We start from the raw sequence: 19,538 nt of genomic DNA on the forward strand, positions 1-19,538 counted from the left end.
TGATCAGCCCCTTGGAGAGAATAAAGGCGGCCGGGAGGGAAGGGGATGACGAGGGCGATCCGTTACCGGTTCCGTATAGACCGCGATACGCGGCCGGGCCCGACACCCTGCCGGGTCAGCGGGCCGAAGCTGTACACCTTGGCGGTGTGCGGCCGGTCCGGGGGCTCCGTACGCTGGGGGGCGCCCCAGACCCGCGAGCGATCCGAGGTAGCGAACGTGTCCGTGCAGCCCACGCACCCCACCCCCGATCCCGCCGCCGGCGCCGCCGTCAAGGCCGCTGACCGCGCGCATGTCTTCCACTCCTGGTCCGCGCAGGGGCTGATCGACCCGCTCGCGATCGCGGGCGCCGACGGCTCGTACTTCTGGGACTACGAGGGCAACCGCTACCTCGACTTCAGCTGTCAGCTGGTGAACACCAACATCGGTCACCAGCACCCCAAGGTCGTCGCCGCCATCCAGGAGCAGGCGGCGAAGATGTGCACGATCGCGCCCGGCTTCGCCGTGGACGTACGGTCCGAGGCGGCGCGGCTGGTCGCCGAGCGCACCCCCGGCGACCTGGACAAGATCTTCTTCACCAACGGCGGCGCCGAGGCGGTCGAGAACGCGATCCGCATGGCCCGGCTGCACACCGGCCGCCCCAAGGCGCTCTCCGCCTACCGCTCGTACCACGGCGCCACCGCCGCCGCGATCAACCTGACCGGTGACCCGCGCCGCTGGCCCTCCGACACCGCCTCGGCCGGGGTCGTCCACTTCTGGGCGCCGTTCCTCTACCGCTCGCCGTTCCACGCCGAGAACGAGGCGCAGGAGTGCGAGCGCGCGCTGCGCCACCTCGAGGACACCATCGCCTACGAGGGCCCGGCGACCATCGCCGCGATCATCCTGGAGACCATCCCCGGCACCGCCGGGATCATGGTGCCGCCGCCCGGCTATCTGGCCGGGGTCCGGGAGATCTGCGACCGGTACGGGATCGTCTTCATCCTGGACGAGGTCATGGCGGGCTTCGGCCGCACCGGCCACTGGTTCGCGGCCGACCACTTCGGCGTCACCCCGGACCTCCTGACCTTCGCCAAGGGCGTCAACTCCGGCTATGTGCCGCTCGGCGGCGTCGCCATCTCCGCCGAGATCGCCGCCACCTTCGACCAGCGGCCCTACCCGGGCGGCCTCACCTACTCCGGGCACCCGCTCGCCTGCGCCTCCGCCGTCGCCACCATGAACGCGATGGCGGAGGAGGGCATCGTGGAGAACGCGGCCGCGATCGGCAAGGACGTGATCGGCCCGGCCCTGAAGGAGATCGCCGAGCGCCACCCGTCGGTCGGCGAGGTGCGCGGTCTGGGCGTCTTCTGGGCGCTCGATCTGGTCAAGAACAAGGAGACGCGCGAACCGCTCGTCCCGTACAACGCGAGCGGCGCCGCCAACCAGCCGATGGCCGACTTCGCGGCCGCCTGCAAGCGCGGCGGGCTGTGGCCGTTCGTGAACATGAACCGAACGCATGTGGTGCCGCCGTGCACGGTCACCGAGTCCGAGGCCAAGGAGGGTCTGGCCATCCTGGACGAGGCGCTGAACGCGGCGGACGCCCACACCGCGTAGCCGCGTCCTCACCATGGCGTCACGTCCCCTTCACACCCCATAGCCACATATAGGCGTCCGGTGTAGACCACCACCTGACTCTGCGTACTTTGCGCAACGGCCCTCGCATATCGTGATGCGAGGGCCGTCCGCTTCCGGATGACATGACACGACGGCCGCGGAAGGAGACGGTCCTCGATGCCCGTGCCCGGCACCAGCCCGGTCAAGCGGAACACCCTCCGGCAGCAGATCGCCGACGCGCTGTGTGACGAGGTGCTCGCGGGCAGACTGCCGGCGGGACGGCAGTTCACCGTCAAGGAGATGGCCGACCACTACGGCGTCTCCGCCACCCCGGTCCGCGAGGCCCTGCTCGACCTGTGCTCACAGGGGCTGCTGGACGTCGAGGAACACCGTGGCTTCAAGGTCCACGAGTTCACCATCAAGGACTTCCGGCACATGGTCGACGCCCGCAACATGGTCGTCGAAGGGCTGTTCCGGCACGCCGTCGAGCAGACGCTGAGCACCATGAACCCGCAGTCCCTGGGCTCGGTGCGGCGCCGCGCCGAGGCCGCCGAGCGGGCCGCCCGCTGCGGCGACCTCGACATCCTCATCGGCTACGACCTGCGCTTCTGGCGCGAGATATGCGGGCTGGTCGGGAACCCCTACATCACCGACTTCCTCCAGCGGCTGCGCATGCAGACCTGGGTCTTCACCGTGCCCTATCTGCGCCGGGTCCCCGATCTGCGCGGCGAGCTGTGGGCGGGCCACTGCGAGCTGACGGCGGCCGTCACCCGCGGTGACCCCACGGGGTCCGAGCGGCTGATAGCGGCGTACAACGCGCACTTCCGTGCGCTCATCGAGCGGTTGGTCACCGACGCCCCCTGAGCACCCGCCCGAGCACCCGCCCGAGGGTGACAGCTGCCGTCTGCGCTCTTCGCGCCGCGTATCCGGGGCACTACGCTGAACCGACCAGCGACCATACGGATACGACGGATACGAGAGTGAGATCGCGTGGCCTGTGACCTCTGGCTGGTCCCCCTCGTCGATGTGCTGTGCCACAGCCCCGACAATCCCTTCGCCGACGAGATCGCAACCTACGACAAGGCACTCGGTGAAGCCGGTCTGCCGCCGGTGCCCGTTCTCGGCTACATGCCCGGCCTCTCCGGGGACGTCGCCCCGGTAGCCGGATTCGACTACGACGCACTCCACTTCCTCCGCCGCGCCTACCTCCTGCAGCTGTGCGGACTCGCGGTCACCCCGGTAGACGAACTCGGCGGAGACTACGAGCAGTTGCTGGAGATGTTCGAGCCCACGGCCCAGCAGTCGCACCTGGTGTGGCACTACGACCACGCGGGCGCCTACGTCCCGGTCGACTTCCCGAGCCCGCTGTCCAACGACGAACTCATGGAGGGCGGCGGCCCGCTGGGGTCCAGCCATGGGCTGCTGCGCGAACTGGAGGCGGTCGCCCCGGCGCTCGGCATCGACCCGGCCAACCCCCCGGCCGCCCCCACGCCCCCCGCCCGGCCGACCAGCCTGGAGGAACCGGCCACGCCCGGACCGTACGAGGACAGCCCGTTCGCACGCGAACGCCATGTCTGGCTGGGGCTGCACGCGGCCGCGACCCGCAGCCTGGGCCAGGGCTCGATGATCCTCTTCAGCTGATCCCCGGCCCCGTGGCGTCTCGCGTCTCAGCGGGGCGGCTCGGGAGGACGCTGCCGCGGCATGTTGGGACGGGTGCTTCCTGGCGGCAGCGGAAAGCGGTGCGCGGGGCTCCCGCTGTCCGGGCGGGAGCCCTGGGCCACCAGCGACTGGGTGAACAGCGAATGGGTGAACATCGGCGCCGAACCCGAGCCGAAGTCCACCATCCAGCCCGCGGTCTCCATCCGCACCAGCTCCGACACGTCCTCGCAGAAGCGCCGCAGCACCGCGAGACACCGCTCCACGGCCTCGGACGCGGTGCCCTCGGTCGGGCCCAGCACCTCCCGGACGCTCTCCGACGCCCAGTCGAACTGCAGCGACTCCAGCCGCCGCTGCACGGCCTGCGCCGTGGCCACGTCCCGCATCCAGCCGGACGTCAGCCCGAAGTACCGGTCGCAGCCCACGCACGCGACGGCCAGCAGCAGCGCCAGCGCGCCCCATCCGGCCCCGCCGCCCAGCACCCCGTTCAGCTCCAGCAGCGCCAGTACGACCCCCGCCACCGCGCCCGCCGCGGCCCCCGCCCGCAGCACCCGGGCGGCCCGGCGCTTCCACAGCCGGTCGGCCAGATACCAGTCGCCCACCCGCAGCGCGCCCTCCTCGACCCACTGGTACAGCTCGTCGAGGCGCTCGGCGGGCTCCCCCCAGTCGCCGTGCGGGAACGACCGGCCGAGCAGGTCCTGCTGCGGCCTCGCCCCCTCCTGCCGAGGGAGTTCCTCGGGCTGCATCTCCGGCTGACTCACCCGTGCACTCCCTCTGCGGCGGTGTATCTCCTGGCACGCCGCTGAGGCGCGACGACCATTCCTACCGCCGAACGGCTGGCCACGCGGCCACGATCACGGGTATTCCGCCCATAAGTGGTGGACATCGGATATAGAGCCCCATCCCCGCTCACCCGAAAGAGTGCCCGCCCGCCCCGGGCCACGCCCCCTGCGGCGGTGCCCGGCGGAGCGGGGGCGCGGGGCCACCCGGACGGGGGAGGCCGTAGGGTGCCTACCGTGAAGGTCCTCGTCATCGGCGGCGGCGCCCGCGAACACGCCCTGTGCCGCTCCCTCTCCCTCGATCCCGACGTCACCGCTCTGCACTGCGCGCCCGGCAACGCCGGGATCGCGGAGGTCGCCGAGCTGCACGCCGTCGACGCCCTCGACGGCGCCGCCGTCGCCGACCTGGCCGCCACGCTGGAAGCGGACCTGGTCGTCGTCGGCCCGGAGGCGCCGCTCGTCGCGGGCGTCGCCGACGCCGTGCGCGCCCGGGGCATCCCGGCCTTCGGGCCGTCCGCCGAGGCGGCCCAGCTGGAGGGGTCGAAGGCGTTCGCGAAGGACGTCATGGCGGCGGCGAACGTGCCCACCGCCCGCGCCTACGTCTGCACCACCCCCGCCGAGGTCGACGAGGCCCTGGACGCCTTCGGCCCGCCGTACGTGGTCAAGGACGACGGCCTCGCCGCGGGCAAGGGCGTCGTGGTGACCAGCGACCTGGCGGCCGCCCGCGAGCACGCGCTCGCCTGCGGACGCGTGGTGATCGAGGAGTTCCTCGACGGCCCCGAGGTGTCGCTGTTCGCGGTGACCGACGGCGAGACCGTCGTACCGCTCCAGCCCGCCCAGGACTTCAAGCGCGCGTACGACGGTGACGAGGGCCCGAACACCGGCGGCATGGGCGCCTACTCCCCGCTGCCGTGGGCCGACCACGCCCTGGTGGACGAGGTCGTGGCCACGGTCTGCCAGCCCACCGTCGACGAGCTGCGCCGCCGCGGCACGCCCTTCTCCGGGCTGCTGTACGCGGGGCTCGCGATCACCTCGCGCGGGGTGCGGGTCATCGAGTTCAACGCGCGCTTCGGCGACCCGGAGACCCAGGTCGTGCTGGCCCGGCTGAAGACCCCCCTGGCCGGTCTGCTGAAGGCCGCCGCGACCGGTGCGCTGGCCGCCGAGCCGCCGCTGCGCTGGAGCGACGGCGCCGCGGTGACCGTCGTGATCGCCTCGCACAACTACCCCGGCACCCCGCGCACCGGCGACCCGATCACCGGCCTGGACGAGGTCGCCGCCGAGGACGCGCCCACGGCGTACGTGCTGCACGCGGGCACCCAGCGGGACGGCGCGTCCGGCGACGTGCTGAGCGCGGGCGGACGGGTGCTGTCCGTCACCGCCTCCGGCTCCGACCTGGCCAAGGCCCGGGAGCGGGTCTACCGGGCGGTCTCCCGGATCGGGCTCGACGGCTCCCACCACCGGACCGACATCGCCGCCAAGGCGGCCACCGAGGGTGCGGGCGGCGCAGAAGGCGCAGTCGGCGCCTGAGCCCGGGCCCCGGGCCGGAGTTCCCGGTTCTCCCCAAGGCCATTCCATCGGGTGAGGGCTTCCGCATCCTGCTGACGCACGCCCCGCCTCCAACTACTGTGCCGCTCAGGCGAGGTGCGGCAACTGGCCCATCGGCATTGCGGAGCGGGCGGCCGGTGCCACAGTGGGGGGATAGACAACGCCGCCGTCGTCCGCTGTTCAACCACAGGCCGGACAGTTGGGGGTGATGAGAACCGTGGCAGGTCCGGAAGCAGGTGCACTGGCGGCACGCGCCCGTGCCCTCGCCGTACTGCGTATCCGGGGCGCCGCGCTCGCGGTCGCCCTCCTTCCGGCCGCGGTGGCGGTCGTGCTGCTGGCGGGCAGCGCCACCGGGCGCATCGGCGGCGGATCGCACGACGAGGGCTGGTCGGCGCTGCGCTGGGCGGTGATCGGCGGTGCCCTGCTGGTCCTGCTCCTGGCGGCGGGGGTGGCCGCGGTGGTCGTCCGGGCGAAACCGGCCCTGACCCCCACGGTGCCCATCGCCGAGGAGACGGCCCCGGATCTGTACCGGCTCGTCCGCGACCTCGCGGAGCGGCTGGAGGTGCCCGCGCCGTCCGCGATAGCGCTCACCCCGGACTGCGACAGCTGGCTGGAGGACCGCGCCCATCCGGCACACGGCCGTGACGGCGAGGACCGGCCCCCGTCCGGGGAGTCCCGCGCGGTGCACACCGTGGGCCCTCCGGCTCCCACGGACGACCGCGTCGCCGGACGGTCCCGGGCGGACCGGCGGGAGCGCCATGCCCCCCGGCCCCCGGTCCTGGTGATCGGATCGCCGTTCCTGTGGTGGATGCGGGTCGCCGAGCTGCGCGCGCTGCTCGCGCCCGTGGTGGCGGGCACCGGCCCCTCCGTCCACCCCGACATAGCCGCCGCCCGCCGCTTCGTGCGCGGGCTGGACGCCGCCGTGGCGGTCGCCGCCTCCCGCGACGACGACCCGGCGAGCGGCGGCACCCCCGGCCCGCTGGGCCGGGCCGTCCGCCGCCCCGCCCTCGCCTTCGTCGGCTGGACCGCCCGACTGCTGCTGCGCGGCTGCCGGGACCACGCCGCCCAGATGGAGCGCGCGGTCGCCGCGGCCGCCTCCGAGCGGGCCCAGGCGGTCGACTACGGGCTGCGGATCGTCGCCCAGGAGCAGGTGGGCCTCGCCTACGCGGGCTGGGACCGGCTGCTCACCCGGGTCGCGCTGCCCGCCTGGCGGATGGGCCGCTGGCCGTCCCGGCTGGACGCGGGCGTGGTGGCGGCGCTGACCGAGCTGTCCCGCCGGGACCGGCTCGCCGAGGGCTTCGCCTCCCGGCTCAGCGAGCGGCCCGCCTGCGATCTGCTGGAGGAGCCCGGGCTGATCGACGAGGCCACGTCGCTGCTGGCCGCGCGGCTCTTCCACGGCGGCCCCCCGGAACCGGGCCCGGACTGGTCCCCGGTCGACTGGGCGCAGTATCCGGAGGAAGTCGTGGACCGCAAGTGGCGCCAGGAGGCCGCCCGCCTCCACCGGGTCCTCGACGAGCGCACCGACCCGTCAGGACCGCCGCCGACCCCCGCGAGCACCCCCACGCCGCCGACCCTGGCCCGGGTCATGGACCGGCTCACCGCCACCGACCCCATCCCCGAGCCCGACCCCGAGGGCGAGGCCCCCGACCCCGAAGGCCTCGGCGATGACCTGGCCGCCCGGCTCACCGTGGAGCTGGCCCGCGAGGAGGCCGCCGCCCACCGGGCCACCGCACAGGCCCGCCAGGCCCGTACGGCGGAGGGCGCGGGCGGCGATCCCTGGATCGACGGGTTCGCGCCGCTGCTCCCGCTCCAGCCGCCCCGTACCGGCCGTGAGCTGCTCGCCGACCATGTGACCGCGATGGTCTGCTGCGCCGCCGTGGACACCGCGGGCGCGGCCCCCGGCCTGGACTGGCTCGACGGCCCGGTGCTCCTGGTGGCGGGCCGCCGCCGCGCCGATCTGTCCCATCCGGTGCTGACCCTCGTGGAGGACGGCGACGCGGCCCCGCTGCGCAGCTGGCTCGCCGAGGTCGGCGTCCGCCCCGAGAAGCCGGTCCGGCTCGTCTGAACTCGTCCCGACTCATCCGAACTCCTTCCGAACCACAACGGATTCGTCGGTTCCAGTAGGTCCCGTCCCGAAAAATTCACGACGATCGGTGACGGAGTGGGTGCGTAATGTGATGTGCTGGGACCGGTCGCTGCCACCCGGCCCAGCGGACCCGGCCCACCGGCCCGGTCCGACCGAACCGGACCCGCGGAACCGGACCCACAAGGTCCGGCCCGGCGGGACGGGAACGCACGGCAGCGAGGCGGGGAGACGCCGCCGGGGCACGCAGGGGAGGGGAACGAGGATGGGGACGGACCAGATCCGGCGCTGGGAGTCCGGTGCGCTGGCCCACGGGGTGACGGATCCTTTCGGCCAGGGCCCGCTGCCCTGGCTGCGCACCAGCGAGAACTACGTCGACGACACGGGCCATGTGGTCCCCTGGTACGTGGACCAGGCCCACGCCCCCGGGGCCACCGTCAGGATCCCCGGCCCGCGCACCGCCGACGATGTGCGCCGCCAGATCAAGGGCTTCGCCTCGACCTCCGCCGCCGCCCCCGGCGAGGCCATCGACTTCCGCATCACGGTCGACCCTCCGCAGCAGTTCGGCGTGGACATCTACCGCATCGGCCACTACGGCGGCCACGGCGCGTCGAAGATCACCACCAGCCCGCGGCTGTCCGGCATCGTGCAGCCGCCGCCGCTCACCGCCGACCGCACCGTCTCCTGCCACCACTGGTGGCTGTCCTGGCGGCTGCAGATCCCCTCGTACTGGAAGCTCGGCGCGTATGTGGCCGTGCTCACCACCGTGGACGGCTACCGCAGCCACATCCCGTTCACGGTCCGCGACCGCCGCCCCGCCGACCTGCTCCTGGTCCTGCCCGACTTCACCTGGCAGGCGTACAACCTCTACCCGGAGGACGGCCGCACCGGCGCCAGCCTCTACCACGCCTGGGACGAGCGGGGGCGGCTGCTCGGCGAGTCCGAGGCGGCCGTCACGGTCTCCTTCGACCGGCCGTACGCGGGCGCGGGGCTCCCGCTCCACGTGGGCCACGCGTACGACTTCATCCGCTGGGCCGAGCGCTACGGCTACGACCTGGCCTACGCCGAGACCCGCGATCTGCACGCCGGAAGCGTCGACCCCTCCCGCTACCGAGGCCTGGTCTTCCCCGGCCACGACGAGTACTGGTCGGCCGGGATGCGGCGCACCGCCGAGCGGGCCCGGGACGGCGGCACCTCACTGGTCTTCCTCTCCGCGAACACCATGTACTGGCAGGTCGAGCTGGCCCCCTCGCCCTCCGGCCCGGACCGCCTGCTGACCTGCCGCAAGCGCCGCGGCCCCGGCCGCCCCGCGCTGTGGCGCGAGGCGGCGCCCGAGCAGCAGCTGATGGGCATCCAGTACGGGGGCCGGGTGCCCGAACCGAGACCGCTGATCGTGCGCAACGGCGGCCACTGGCTGTGGGAGGCCACCGGCGCGGCCGAGGGCGACGAGCTGCCCGGGCTGGTCGCGGGCGAGGCCGACCGCTACTTCCCGCGCACCCCGCTCCCCGACCACCTGCGCCGCATCCTGCTCGCCCACTCCCCGTACGAGGACGGCGAGGGCACCACCCGCCACCAGGACACCTCCCTCTACCGCGCCCCGAGTGGCGCTCTGGTCTTCGCCTCCGGCACGTTTGCCTGGTCTCCGGCGCTGGATCGGCCGGGGCATCGGGACGAGCGGGTGCAGCGGGCCACGGCGAATCTGCTGGACCGCATCTGCAAGCGGGGATGATGTGGTCGTCCGGCTCGGGCGGGTCGGTGCTGGTTGTCGCTCGGGTGCGCGCCGCAGGCGGATGGGCGGTGCCCTGGTCTTCGCCTCCGGCACGTTCGCCTGGTCTCCGGCGCTGGACCGGCCGGGGCACCGGGACGAGCGGGTGCAGCGGGCCACGGCGAATCTGCTGGACCGCATCTGCAAGCGGGGATGATGTGGTGGTCCGGCTCGGGCGGGTCGGTGCTGGTTGTCGCTCGGGTGCGCGCCGCAGTCGGATGGGTGGCGCGCTGGTGTTCGCCTCCGGCACGTTCGCCTGGTCTCCGGCGCTGGACCGGCCGGGGCACCGGGACGAGCGGGTGCAGCGGGCCACGGCGAACCTGCTGGACCGCATCTGCAAGCGGGCGTGAGGGGCAGCGCGGCGCGATCGAGGACGTGGGGCAGAATCGTGGTGGCTTGGACAGAACCACCAGGAGGCAGCGTGTCCGGATTCGTCGAAAAGCCCGAACCGGTGGAGGTTCCGGGGCTTGAGCACCTGCACACCGGCAAGGTGCGCGACCTCTACCGGACCGAGCGGGGCGAACTCGTCATGGTCGCCAGCGACCGGATGTCCGCCTACGACTGGGTGCTGCCCACCGAGATCCCCGACAAGGGCCGGGTCCTCACCCAGCTCTCGCTGTGGTGGTTCGACCTGCTCGCCGACCTGGTCCCGCACCACGTCCTGTCCACCGAGCTGCCCCCCGGCGCCCCCGCCGACTGGCAGGGCCGCACCCTGGTCTGCCGCTCGCTGCGGATGCTCCCGGTCGAGGCCGTGGCCCGCGGCTACCTCACCGGCTCGGGCCTCGCCGAGTACGAGCGCAGCCGCACGGTCTGCGGTCTCGCCCTGCCCGAGGGGCTGACCGACGGCTCCGAGTTGCCCACTCCGATCTTCACCCCGGCGACCAAGGCCGAGGTCGGCGAGCACGACGAGAACGTGCCGTACGAGGAGGTCGCCCGCCGGATCGGCGCCGAACCCGCCGCCAACCTGCGCCAGATCACCCTCGCCGTGTACGCCCGGGCCCGCGACATCGCCCGCGAGCGGGGCATCATCCTCGCCGACACCAAGTTCGAGTTCGGCTACGCGGAGGCCACCGCCGGCACGGAGGGCGCCGAGCTGGTCCTCGCCGACGAGGTGCTGACCCCCGACTCGTCCCGCTTCTGGCCCGCCGACACCTGGCAGCCGGGCCGCGCCCAGCCGTCGTTCGACAAGCAGTACGTCCGCGACTGGCTGACCTCCCCGGCCTCCGGCTGGGACCGCCACAGCGAGCAGCCCCCGCCGCCGCTCCCGCAGGAGGTCGTGGAGCGGACGCGGTCGAAGTACATCGAGGCGTACGAGCGGCTGACCGGCATCAGCTGGTCGTAGACGGCACGACGAAGGCCCCGGTCGATGTGACCGGGGCCTTCGATCTGGAGCGGACGACGAGGCTCGAACTCGCGACCTCAACCTTGGCAAGGTTGCGCTCTACCAACTGAGCTACGTCCGCACGCGCCGCCGGTTTCCCGTTCGGTGCGCCTCTACTATAACCAAACCTCCGGCCGCCGCCACCACCACCCGGAGCAAACCCCCACAAGACCCCCTAGAGCCACCCGCGCTCGCGCGCCGCGCGGGACGCCGCGTGGCGGTTCTCGGCGTGCAGCTTCGCCGCCGCCGCGGACAGATAGTTCCGTACCGTCCCCGGGGACAGCGCGGCCCGCCGGGCGATCTCCGCGATGGACGCCCCGTCGGCCGCCAGATCCAGCAGCTCCGTCTCGCGCGCGGTGAGCGGGGAGTCGCCCGCGCTGATCGCGTCCGCGGCCAGGTCGGGGTCCACGTACCGGCTGCCGCCGTGCACCGAACGGATGATCTCGGCCAGCCGCTGCGCCGAGGCCGTCTTCGGTACGAACCCCCGCGCCCCCGCCTCCAGCGCCCGCTTGAGGTGGCCCGGTCTGCCATGGCTGGTCACGATCATGGTCCGGCAGTCCGGCAGCTCGGACCGCAGCTCCGCCGCGACCCCGACCCCGTCCCGGCCCGGCATCTGGAGGTCCAGCACCGCCACATCGGGCCGGTGCGCCCGCGCCATCGCCAGCGCCTCCGGACCGGACGCGGCCTCGGCGACCACCTGCAGATCGTCCTCCAGGGACAGCAGCGCGGCGAGCGCGCCGCGGATCAGATGCTCGTCGTCGGCGAGCAGCACCCGGATCACCCCGGCGTCGTTCATGCGGTGCCCTCCAGCGGGAGTTCGGCCCGCAGCCGGTACGTCCCGGCGCCGTCGCCGGGACCGGATTCCAGCGTGCCGCCGAGCGCGGCGAGCCTCTCCCGCAGCCCCTTCAGCCCGCTGCCTCCGCCGGCCCCGGCCCCGGCTTCCGCAGCCCCGTTCCCCGCCGCCCCGGTACCGGCCCCCGTACCGGTCCGGGAACCCGTGGGCACCCCGTCGTTCTCCATCTCCAGCACCGCCGTCCCCGCCCGCACCCGGACCCGGACCGCGCACCGCGCGGCGTCCGCGTGCCGCAGCACATTCGTCGTCCCCTCACGGACCACCCACCCCAGCGCGGACCGCACCGCCTCGGGCAGCGGCGCCTCGCCGCCGTCCTCGGCCGGGCAGTCGATGCGGCAGTCGACCCGGGCCGCCCGCAGCACCGAGCGCGCCCCGGCCAGCTCCACCTGCAGATCCGCCTCCCGGTAGCCGCGCACCACGCCCCGGACCTCCATCTGGGTCTCGTGCGCGATCCGCTGCACCTCCACCATCTGGGTCACCGCCTCGGGCCGCTCCCGGCGGGCCAGCTGCACCGCCAGCTCGCTCTTGAGGGCGATCACCGCCAGGTTCCGGCCCATCACATCGTGCAGGTCACGGCCGAACCGCAGCCGTTCCTCCGCGACCGCCAGCCGCGCCTGCACCTCCCGGCTGGCGTCCACCTCGTACATCACGTGCAGGATCCACCCCGAGCAGCGGACCGTGAACAGACTCAGGCCACTGGTGATGGCGAGCCCGAAGACGGACCCCACCGCGGCGGCGGCCCCCGGCAGGACCGCGGCCTCCGCCACGGCCACCGCCGCCGCGATCCCCGCGTGCAGGGCGACGAAGGTACGGACCGGCATCAGCAGCGCGCTTCCCAAGGCGAACGGCCCCACGCTGAGCACGGCGAACCGGATGGCCGACGCCGAGTCGTACGGCTCGCCGGTCGCCTGGAGCACCAGCCCGGCGGCCAGCCCCACCGCGGCCAGGAGGGCGGAGAGCGCGGGCAGTCGCGGGCCCACCGGGCGGCCGTGCAGATAGTGGTCGAGCCCCTGCCGGAACAGCGCCATGGTGAGCAGGTTCTGCGCCACGGACAGCCCCAGCAGCGACCACATCAGCGGGGGCGGCGCGTCCCGCAGCCTCAGCACGTCGGTCGCCCCCAGCTGGAAGAACCACGGGACCGCGTACAGCGTCCACCGGGTGAACAGCTCCACCCGCGTCAGCCGGGTGCCCCTGCGCCATCGCCCTATCACGAACCCCGAATCCCCTCGCTCGTCAGCGCCGCGGTTCCCAGGGGAACCGCTTCCGCACGGCCCACCCTGCCAGCACCGTCCAGGCCAGCGCCGTCGCGAGGGCGCCCAGGGCCTCGCCCGCGCTCATGTCGCCGGTCCAGCCCGCCCGTACGAGGTCGATCACCGGGGTCAGCGGCAACCGCTCGCACACCGAGGCCACCTGGTCCGGCATCACCTCAAGCGGCACGAACATTCCGCAGGCCACCATCGAGATCATCATCATCGGCACCGGGGTCAGCTGCGCGGATTCCGCGGTCTTGGTGAACGCGGCGGTCGCGGCGGCCAGCATCACCATCTGCACCACACCGGCCGCGATACCGATGACGGCCAGCTGCGGGGCCTTCGGCGCGGAGATGTCGAGCGCGACGCTCACCGAGACCACCAGCAGCACGCATTGGGCGAGCCCGAGCAGAACGGCGGGGAGCGCGGACCCGGCCAGGATCTCCTGATCGGTCAGCTCCCCGGCGCGCAGCCGCTTCAGGACGCGTTCCTCACGGCGGATCACATAGACGCCGACCAGGTTCATGTAGACGGCCAGGACCAGGGCCATGCCGATCGAACCGGGCAGCAGCATCGTGCCCAGGTCCAGCCCGGTCCCCTTGAGGTCGACCTCGTCGACGGCCGTCTTCATGCTGTACGTGAGCATGCCGGGCAGCAGCAGCGCGTACGTCAGCGCGGCCCTGTTGCGGGCCAGCAGGGTCAGTTCGCCGCGGGCCAGCGCGAACACCCGCCGCCGCGCGGTGACTGGTGCGGCGGTGGCGGTCGTGGCGCCCGCGGCTCGCGTGGTGGTCGTGGTGGTCACTGCGCTACCCCCTGTGCCGTGCTGACCTGTGCCGTGTCGTCCTGTTCGGTGTCGACGGTGCTCGCGATGTGCAGGAACGCCTCCTCCAGCGAGGCCGACCGGGCGTCGAGCCCGCTCAGCCCGATCCGCCGCTGCCGCGCCCACAGCAGCAACTCGGTGGCGGTCTGCTGCAGATCGTGGGTGCGCAGCCGTACGGCCTGGCCCATCGAGTCCCGTTCGAGGGCGCCCAGCGCGACGGGCGGGGGCAGTTCGCCGGGGGAGACACCGTCGGGAAGGGTGAAGGAGAGCCGCGAGGGCCGCGCGGCCACGATGTCCGCGACCCGCCCCGAGGTGGCGATCCGCCCCGCGTGCATGATCGCGAGCCGGTCGGCCAGCGCCTCGGCCTCCTCCAGGTAATGCGTGGTCAGCAGCACCGTGGTGCCCTGGTCGCGGAGGGCGCGCACCAGCGCCCAGGTGTCCCGGCGGCCCTCGGCGTCCAGCCCGGTGGTCGGCTCGTCGAGGAACAGCACCTCGGGGCGGCCGAGCAGCGCGAGCGCCAGGTCCAGCCGCCGCCGCTCGCCGCCGGAGAGCATCTTGACCCGTACGTCCGCCCGGCCCGACAGCCCCACCAGCTCCAGGCTCTCCCCGACCGGCCGGGCGCCGCTGGTGCAGCCCGCCCACATCCGCGCGGTCTCGGCGACCGTCAGTTCGGAGGGCAGGCCGCCCTCCTGGAGCATCATCCCGATCCGGGGCCGCACCTTCCCCCGCTCCCGGTACGGGTCGTGGCCGAGGACCCGGACCGCGCCGCCGGTCGGGGCGGCGAGCCCCTCCAGCAGTTCGACGGTGGAGGTCTTGCCCGCGCCGTTCGTCCCCAGCAGCGCGAACAGCTCCCCGCGCGCCACCGAGAACGAGACGCCCCGCACCGCGTCGTACCCCCGGGCTCCGCTCGGCCCGTACCTCCGCCGCAGCCCGTCGACCGCGATCGCGCTCTCTGTCACATCCATGGATCCAGGCTGTCGCCGCCCGGGGAGCGCTTGTAGTGCGCGCTGTCATCAGCCCCGATGACAAATGTCATCGGGGCGCGGGGCCGGACACCAAAAGGCTTGAGGCGCCGGTCGATTCGACCGGCGCCTCAAGCCTCTGTGGAGCGGACGACGAGGTTCGAACTCGCGACCTCAACCTTGGCAAGGTTGCGCTCTACCAACTGAGCTACGTCCGCATGCCTCCGACCGGCTTTCACCGATCGGCGCGCGCAACACTCTACCGGATCTCCCGAAGGTGAACGAAGAGTGATGAGAGCGGGTGACAGGGATCGCACACTGCGCCTCCCCCTTGGAAAGGGGGCGCTCTACTACTGAGCTACACCCGCATGGTGTGTTCCTCGGGGCTTTGGCTTTTCGGCCTCGCCCCTCGGCGTGCTCCAGACTCTAGCGGACCACCCGGGGTGTTGTGCAACTCGGCTGAACGCCGCCTGAACGAGTGGTTCAGCGGGACTCGTTGAAGGCTTCGTAGACCTTCTTGGGGATGCGTCCGCGCGGCGGCACCTCCATGCCGTGCGACCGGGCCCAGGCGCGCACCGCGGCCGGGTCCGGGGCCACCGAGGTGCGGCGGTAGGTCTTGCCGGAGCGGGACCGCTTGCGGCCCGCCTCCACGAACGGGGCGAGGGTGTCGCGAAGTTTCGACGCATTGGCGGAGGTGAGGTCGATCTCGTACGACTTGCCGTCCAGACCGAACGTGACCGTCTCCTCGGCAGCCCCTCCGTCGATGTCATCGGAGAGCGTGACTACTACGCGCTGTGCCACGGATATCGGTCCTTTCGGGCTGCATCGTTGCGTTGACGTGCAAAGATGTCAGCTGTCCAGTTGTTAGCGAACAATGCTTTTTCATTTGTACAGCGACCGGCATTGCATTGTGAAGCCCCGGTAATTCCGTCAGCGTGTCACATCACAATCCGGACGACGTGTTTTTGCTGGATCTTTCCCTGGTAGTTGTCGCGGTTGAGTCTCCGATGATGCGCGAGCGTGACCTCGAAAGGTTATCTACTCGCGTAGATTTTGTCGCGGGGTAGGCTTGGGCCACCGCCTTACGCACCAGCACCACACCATCGGGAGTGCCAGTGGCACGCGTCGTAGTCGACGTCATGCTCAAGCCGGAGATCCTCGACCCCCAGGGCCAGGCGGTGCAGCGCGCACTGCCCCGCCTCGGTTTCGAGGGCATCGCCGACGTCCGTCAGGGCAAGCGCTTCGAACTCGAAGTGGAGGGTCCGGTCGACGACGCCGCCCTCGCCCGTATCCACGAGATCGCCGAAACCTTCCTCGCCAACACCGTGATCGAGGACTTCGATGTGAAGGTCGAGGCCGCCGAGGCCGACGCCACCGCAAAGGCGGAGTCGTGACCGCACGCGTCGGAGTCGTCACTTTCCCCGGAACCCTCGACGACCGCGACACCCAGCGCGCGGTCCGTATCGCCGGTCTCGAACCCGTACCGCTGTGGCACCGCGACAAGGGCCTCCAGCAGGTCGACGCGGTGATCCTGCCGGGCGGCTTCTCGTACGGCGACTATCTGCGAGCCGGCGCGATCTCCCGCTTCTCCCCGGTAATGGAGACCGTCATCGCCCAGGCGAAGGCGGGTATGCCGGTGCTTGGCATCTGCAATGGGTTCCAGGTCCTCACCGAGACCCATCTGCTGCCCGGTGCGATGCTGCGGAACAACCATCTGCACTTCATCTGCCGCGACCAGAAGTTGCGAGTGGAAAACGCGGAGACGGCCTGGACCCGCTCGTATGAGCAGGGCCAGGAGATCAACATCCCGCTGAAGAACATCGACGGCCGCTATGTCGCCGACGAGCGCGTCCTCGATGAACTCGAGGCCGAGGGGCGCGTCGTCTTCCGCTATGAGGAGCTGAACCCCAACGGCTCCCTGCGCGACATCGCCGGGATCTCCAATGCGGAGGGCAATGTCGTCGGCCTCATGCCGCACCCCGAGCACGCCGTCGAGCCGCTGATCGGCACCGGTCGCACGGACGGTCTCGGCTTCTTCACCTCGATCCTCAAGAGGCTGGTCAGCGCATGACCCTGGACACCACCAAGCACGCCGCCCAGACCCCGGACACCGCGCAGCCCTGGGCCGACCTGGGACTGAAGCAGGACGAGTACGAGCGCATCCGCGCCATCCTGGAGCGCCGGCCCACCGGCGCCGAGTTGGCCATGTACTCCGTCATGTGGTCCGAGCACTGCTCGTACAAGTCGAGCAAGGTCCATCTGCGGCAGTTCGGCGAGAAGGCCCCGGAGACCGACGCCCTGCTCGTCGGCATCGGCGAGAACGCGGGCGTGGTCGACGTCGGCCAGGGGTACGCGGTCACCTTCAAGGTCGAGTCGCACAACCACCCCTCGTACGTCGAGCCCTACCAGGGCGCGGCCACCGGCGTCGGCGGCATCGTCCGCGACATCCTCGCCATGGGCGCCCGCCCGGTCGCCGTCATGGACCCGCTGCGCTTCGGCGCCGCCGACCACCCCGACACCAAGCGGGTGCTGCCCGGCGTCGTCGCGGGCATCGGCGGCTACGGCAACTGCCTGGGCCTGCCCAACATCGGCGGCGAGGTCGTCTTCGACCCCTGCTACCAGGGGAACCCGCTGGTCAACGCCCTGTGCGTGGGTGTCATGAAGCACGAGGACATCCACCTGGCCAAGGCGTCCGGCACGGGCAACAAGGTCATCCTCTACGGCGCCCGCACCGGCGGCGACGGCATCGGCGGCGTCTCCGTGCTCGCCTCTGAGACCTTCGACGACTCGAAGCCCACCAAGCGCCCCGCCGTCCAGGTCGGCGACCCGTTCCAGGAGAAGCTGCTCATCGAGTGCACCCTGGAGATCTTCAAGGAAGACCTGGTCGAGGGCATCCAGGACCTCGGCGGCGCCGGTCTGTCCTGCGCCACCAGCGAGCTGGCCAGCGCCGGTTCCGGCGGCATGCGGGTCGAACTCGACACCGTGCCGCTGCGCGACTCCTCGCTCTCCCCCGAGGAGATCCTGATGAGCGAGTCGCAGGAGCGCATGTGCGCGATCGTGACGCCGGAGAAGGCCGACCGCTTCCTGGAGATCTGCGAGAAGTGGGACGTCATCGCCACCGTGATCGGTGAGGTCACCGACGGCGAGCGGCTGGAGATCTTCTGGCACGGCGAGCAGATCGTGGACGTACCGCCGCGCACCGTCGCCCACGAGGGCCCGGTGTACGAGCGCCCGTACGCCCGCCCCGACTGGCAGGACACCCTCCAGGCCGACGACGCGGGCAAGCTGCCCCGCCCGGCCACCGGGGACGAGCTGCGCGCGCAGGTGCTGCGGGTGATCTCCTCCCCGAACCAGGCGTCCAAGTCCTGGGTCACCGACCAGTACGACCGCTTCGTGCAGGGCAACACGATCCTCGCCCAGCCCGAGGACTCCGGCATGGTCCGGGTCGACGAGGAGACCGGGCTCGGCGTCGCCGTCGCCACCGACGGCAACGGCCGCTACGCCAAGCTCGACCCGTACGCGGGCGCGCAGCTCGCCCTCGCCGAGTCGTACCGCAACGTCGCCGCGTCCGGCGCCAAGCCGCTCGCGATCTCCAACTGCCTCAACTTCGGCTCGCCGGAGGACCCCGCGGTCATGTGGCAGTTCGCGGAGGCCACCCGGGGCCTGGCGGACGGCTGCCAGACCCTGGGCACCCCGGTCACCGGCGGCAACGTCTCCCTCTACAACCAGACCGGGGAGACCGCCATCCACCCGACGCCCGTCGTCGCCGTCCTCGGCGTGATCGACGACGTCGCGCGGCGCACGCCGATGGCGTTCGCCGAGGAGGGCCAGCTGCTCTACCTGCTCGGCGACACCGCCGAGGAGTTCGGCGGCTCGGCCTGGTCGCAGGTGGTCCACGACCACCTCGGCGGACTGCCGCCGAAGGTGGACCTGGAGCGCGAGCGGCTGCTCGCTGAGATCCTGATCTCGGCCTCCCGCGACGGCATGGTGGACGCGGCCCACGACCTGTCGGACGGCGGCCTCATCCAGGCCGTGACCGAGTCGTGCCTGCGCGGCGGCAAGGGCGCCCGGATCGTCGTCCCCGACGGCACGGACCCCTTCGTGCTGCTGTTCTCCGAGTCCGCGGGCCGGGCCGTGGTGTCCGTGCCGCGCAGCGAGGAGATCCGCTTCAACGACATGTGCGGTGCGCGCGGGCTCCCCGCGACCCGGATCGGTGTCGTGGACGGCGAGACGATCGACGTCCAGGGCCAGTTCTCGATCCCCCTGGCGGAGCTGCGGGAGCCCTACGAGGCGACCATCCCGGCCCTGCTGGCCTGAGGCTGAGCACCCGCGCGTGGCCCCGCCCCGGCGGCGGGGCCACGCGCGTGCTCCGGGGTCACTTCCCCCAGAAGGCGTTGGCGGCGTCGATGTCCTCGACGCACTGGTCGATGTCGGTGATCTTCCCGTCCACGATGGTGAAGAACAGCCCGGTTTCCATGTCCATCGTGCGGTTGCCGCGCTCGGCGCGGACGTGGTGGCCGGAGATCACGTGCCCGCGCCCGTCGGGCATCACCGTCTGCAGGTCGACCCGCAGCGTGCCACCGGTCTCCTCGTACTCGGTGCGCCACAGGTTCATACACGCGTCGCGGCCCTTGTGATGTCCGGAGATCGCGTTGTCACCGGGCACATGCTGGACGACGTCCGCCGTCACCAGCGTGGAGAGGGTGTCCAGGTCGCCCTGCTGGAACGCGGTGCACGCACGCCGCACCACGGTGGCATCGGGGTGCTCGGCCATGGTCATTCACACCTTTCGTACCCATAGATGGCTCTTTATCCCCTCTATCCATCCTCCGTCGGCCACGCCCGGCTGTCGACATC

Annotated in this window: 19 protein-coding genes and 3 tRNA genes; 12 read left to right on the forward strand and 10 right to left on the reverse strand. The window is 72.2% G+C overall.

Translation table 11 applies throughout. The annotated features are described in order from the left end of the window. The first annotated feature begins 216 nt into the window (after nt 1-216). The 3 genes from ACWC5C_RS32940 (at nt 217) to ACWC5C_RS32950 (ending at nt 3,228) form a co-directional block, all read left to right on the forward strand. Nucleotides 217-1,587 (forward strand): aminotransferase class III-fold pyridoxal phosphate-dependent enzyme, encoded by a 1,371-nt coding sequence (locus ACWC5C_RS32940; protein ID WP_450881478.1) that lies wholly within the window; start codon nt 217-219, stop codon nt 1,585-1,587. Nucleotides 1,588-1,764: 177 nt separating this feature from the next. Next, nucleotides 1,765-2,451 (forward strand): GntR family transcriptional regulator, encoded by a 687-nt coding sequence (locus tag ACWC5C_RS32945; protein WP_385443983.1) that lies wholly within the window; start codon nt 1,765-1,767, stop codon nt 2,449-2,451. A gap of 126 nt (nt 2,452-2,577) precedes the next feature. Continuing rightward, a complete protein-coding gene (locus ACWC5C_RS32950) occupies nt 2,578-3,228 on the forward strand; it encodes a hypothetical protein (protein WP_385443985.1) in 651 nt (216 codons plus the stop codon). Nucleotides 3,229-3,254: 26 nt separating this feature from the next. On the opposite strand, the gene ACWC5C_RS32955 is transcribed toward ACWC5C_RS32950, so the two are convergent. Further along, entirely contained in the window at nt 3,255-4,004 is a 750-nt protein-coding gene (locus tag ACWC5C_RS32955) for an SLATT domain-containing protein (protein WP_450881481.1), read from the reverse strand. Nucleotides 4,005-4,259: 255 nt separating this feature from the next. On the opposite strand from ACWC5C_RS32955, the gene purD reads away from it, so the two are divergent. From purD to ACWC5C_RS32985, 6 genes are all read left to right on the forward strand, one after another. After that, the gene (purD, locus tag ACWC5C_RS32960; RefSeq protein WP_450881621.1) at nt 4,260-5,549 is read left to right on the forward strand and encodes a phosphoribosylamine--glycine ligase; all 1,290 of its coding nucleotides are present in this window, start codon (nt 4,260-4,262) and stop codon (nt 5,547-5,549) included. 226 nt (nt 5,550-5,775) lie between these two features. Beyond that, nucleotides 5,776-7,632, forward strand: coding sequence for a hypothetical protein (locus ACWC5C_RS32965; protein WP_450881483.1), 1,857 nt, complete (start codon nt 5,776-5,778; stop codon nt 7,630-7,632). Between the two features lie 283 nt (nt 7,633-7,915). Continuing rightward, entirely contained in the window at nt 7,916-9,379 is a 1,464-nt protein-coding gene (locus ACWC5C_RS32970; protein ID WP_450881485.1) for a N,N-dimethylformamidase beta subunit family domain-containing protein, read from the forward strand. A gap of 61 nt (nt 9,380-9,440) precedes the next feature. Continuing rightward, entirely contained in the window at nt 9,441-9,572 is a 132-nt protein-coding gene (locus tag ACWC5C_RS32975) for a hypothetical protein (protein ID WP_450881631.1), read from the forward strand. 61 nt (nt 9,573-9,633) lie between these two features. Further along, nucleotides 9,634-9,765, forward strand: coding sequence for a hypothetical protein (locus ACWC5C_RS32980; RefSeq protein WP_450881633.1), 132 nt, complete (start codon nt 9,634-9,636; stop codon nt 9,763-9,765). A 71-nt stretch (nt 9,766-9,836) separates the two neighbouring features. Further along, nucleotides 9,837-10,757, forward strand: a complete 921-nt coding sequence (locus ACWC5C_RS32985; RefSeq protein ID WP_450881487.1) for a phosphoribosylaminoimidazolesuccinocarboxamide synthase — start codon at nt 9,837-9,839, stop codon at nt 10,755-10,757. A gap of 45 nt (nt 10,758-10,802) precedes the next feature. Here ACWC5C_RS32985 and ACWC5C_RS32990 read toward each other — a convergent pair. The 8 genes from ACWC5C_RS32990 to ACWC5C_RS33025 all read right to left on the reverse strand — a co-directional run bounded on the left by ACWC5C_RS32990 (nt 10,803) and on the right by ACWC5C_RS33025 (nt 15,482). Continuing rightward, nucleotides 10,803-10,878: transfer RNA gene (locus ACWC5C_RS32990), tRNA-Gly, on the reverse strand. A 93-nt stretch (nt 10,879-10,971) separates the two neighbouring features. Then, on the reverse strand, nt 10,972-11,592 hold the full coding sequence (locus ACWC5C_RS32995; RefSeq protein WP_450881489.1) for a response regulator: 621 nt from the start codon (nt 11,590-11,592) through the stop codon (nt 10,972-10,974). Further along, complete coding sequence (locus ACWC5C_RS33000; RefSeq protein ID WP_450881491.1) at nt 11,589-12,860, reverse strand: sensor histidine kinase; 1,272 nt, start codon at nt 12,858-12,860, stop codon at nt 11,589-11,591. Before ACWC5C_RS33000 ends, ACWC5C_RS32995 begins: the two co-directional genes overlap by 4 nt. Before the next feature lie 22 nt (nt 12,861-12,882). Continuing rightward, nucleotides 12,883-13,701, reverse strand: a complete 819-nt coding sequence (locus ACWC5C_RS33005) for an ABC transporter permease (RefSeq protein ID WP_450881493.1) — start codon at nt 13,699-13,701, stop codon at nt 12,883-12,885. Next, nucleotides 13,698-14,684 (reverse strand): ABC transporter ATP-binding protein, encoded by a 987-nt coding sequence (locus ACWC5C_RS33010; RefSeq protein WP_450881495.1) that lies wholly within the window; start codon nt 14,682-14,684, stop codon nt 13,698-13,700. Before ACWC5C_RS33010 ends, ACWC5C_RS33005 begins: the two co-directional genes overlap by 4 nt. A 139-nt stretch (nt 14,685-14,823) precedes the next feature. Continuing rightward, nucleotides 14,824-14,899, reverse strand: a tRNA-Gly gene (locus tag ACWC5C_RS33015). 78 nt (nt 14,900-14,977) lie between these two features. Beyond that, nucleotides 14,978-15,049 (reverse strand) — tRNA-Gly (locus ACWC5C_RS33020). 115 nt (nt 15,050-15,164) lie between these two features. Beyond that, entirely contained in the window at nt 15,165-15,482 is a 318-nt protein-coding gene (locus tag ACWC5C_RS33025; RefSeq protein WP_361484002.1) for a histone-like nucleoid-structuring protein Lsr2, read from the reverse strand. 314 nt (nt 15,483-15,796) lie between these two features. Here ACWC5C_RS33025 and purS point away from each other — a divergent pair, with 314 nt between their 5' ends. Genes purS through purL form a run of 3 tightly spaced genes read left to right on the forward strand, consistent with a single transcriptional unit; the run spans nt 15,797 to nt 18,998 of the window. Beyond that, the gene (purS, locus tag ACWC5C_RS33030) at nt 15,797-16,075 is read left to right on the forward strand and encodes a phosphoribosylformylglycinamidine synthase subunit PurS (protein WP_385444003.1); all 279 of its coding nucleotides are present in this window, start codon (nt 15,797-15,799) and stop codon (nt 16,073-16,075) included. Next, nucleotides 16,072-16,752 (forward strand): phosphoribosylformylglycinamidine synthase subunit PurQ, encoded by a 681-nt coding sequence (purQ, locus tag ACWC5C_RS33035; RefSeq protein ID WP_450881498.1) that lies wholly within the window; start codon nt 16,072-16,074, stop codon nt 16,750-16,752. The genes purS and purQ overlap by 4 nt, the downstream gene beginning before the upstream one ends. Further along, nucleotides 16,749-18,998: a phosphoribosylformylglycinamidine synthase subunit PurL gene (purL, locus tag ACWC5C_RS33040; RefSeq protein WP_450881500.1), complete on the forward strand. Its 2,250-nt coding sequence runs from the start codon at nt 16,749-16,751 to the stop codon at nt 18,996-18,998. The genes purQ and purL overlap by 4 nt, the downstream gene beginning before the upstream one ends. Nucleotides 18,999-19,056: 58 nt before the next feature. On the opposite strand, the gene ACWC5C_RS33045 is transcribed toward purL, so the two are convergent. Further along, entirely contained in the window at nt 19,057-19,455 is a 399-nt protein-coding gene (locus tag ACWC5C_RS33045; RefSeq protein WP_450881502.1) for a nuclear transport factor 2 family protein, read from the reverse strand. Nucleotides 19,456-19,538: the final 83 nt, after the last annotated feature.

This window comes from Streptomyces sp. NPDC001700, assembly GCF_053596435.1.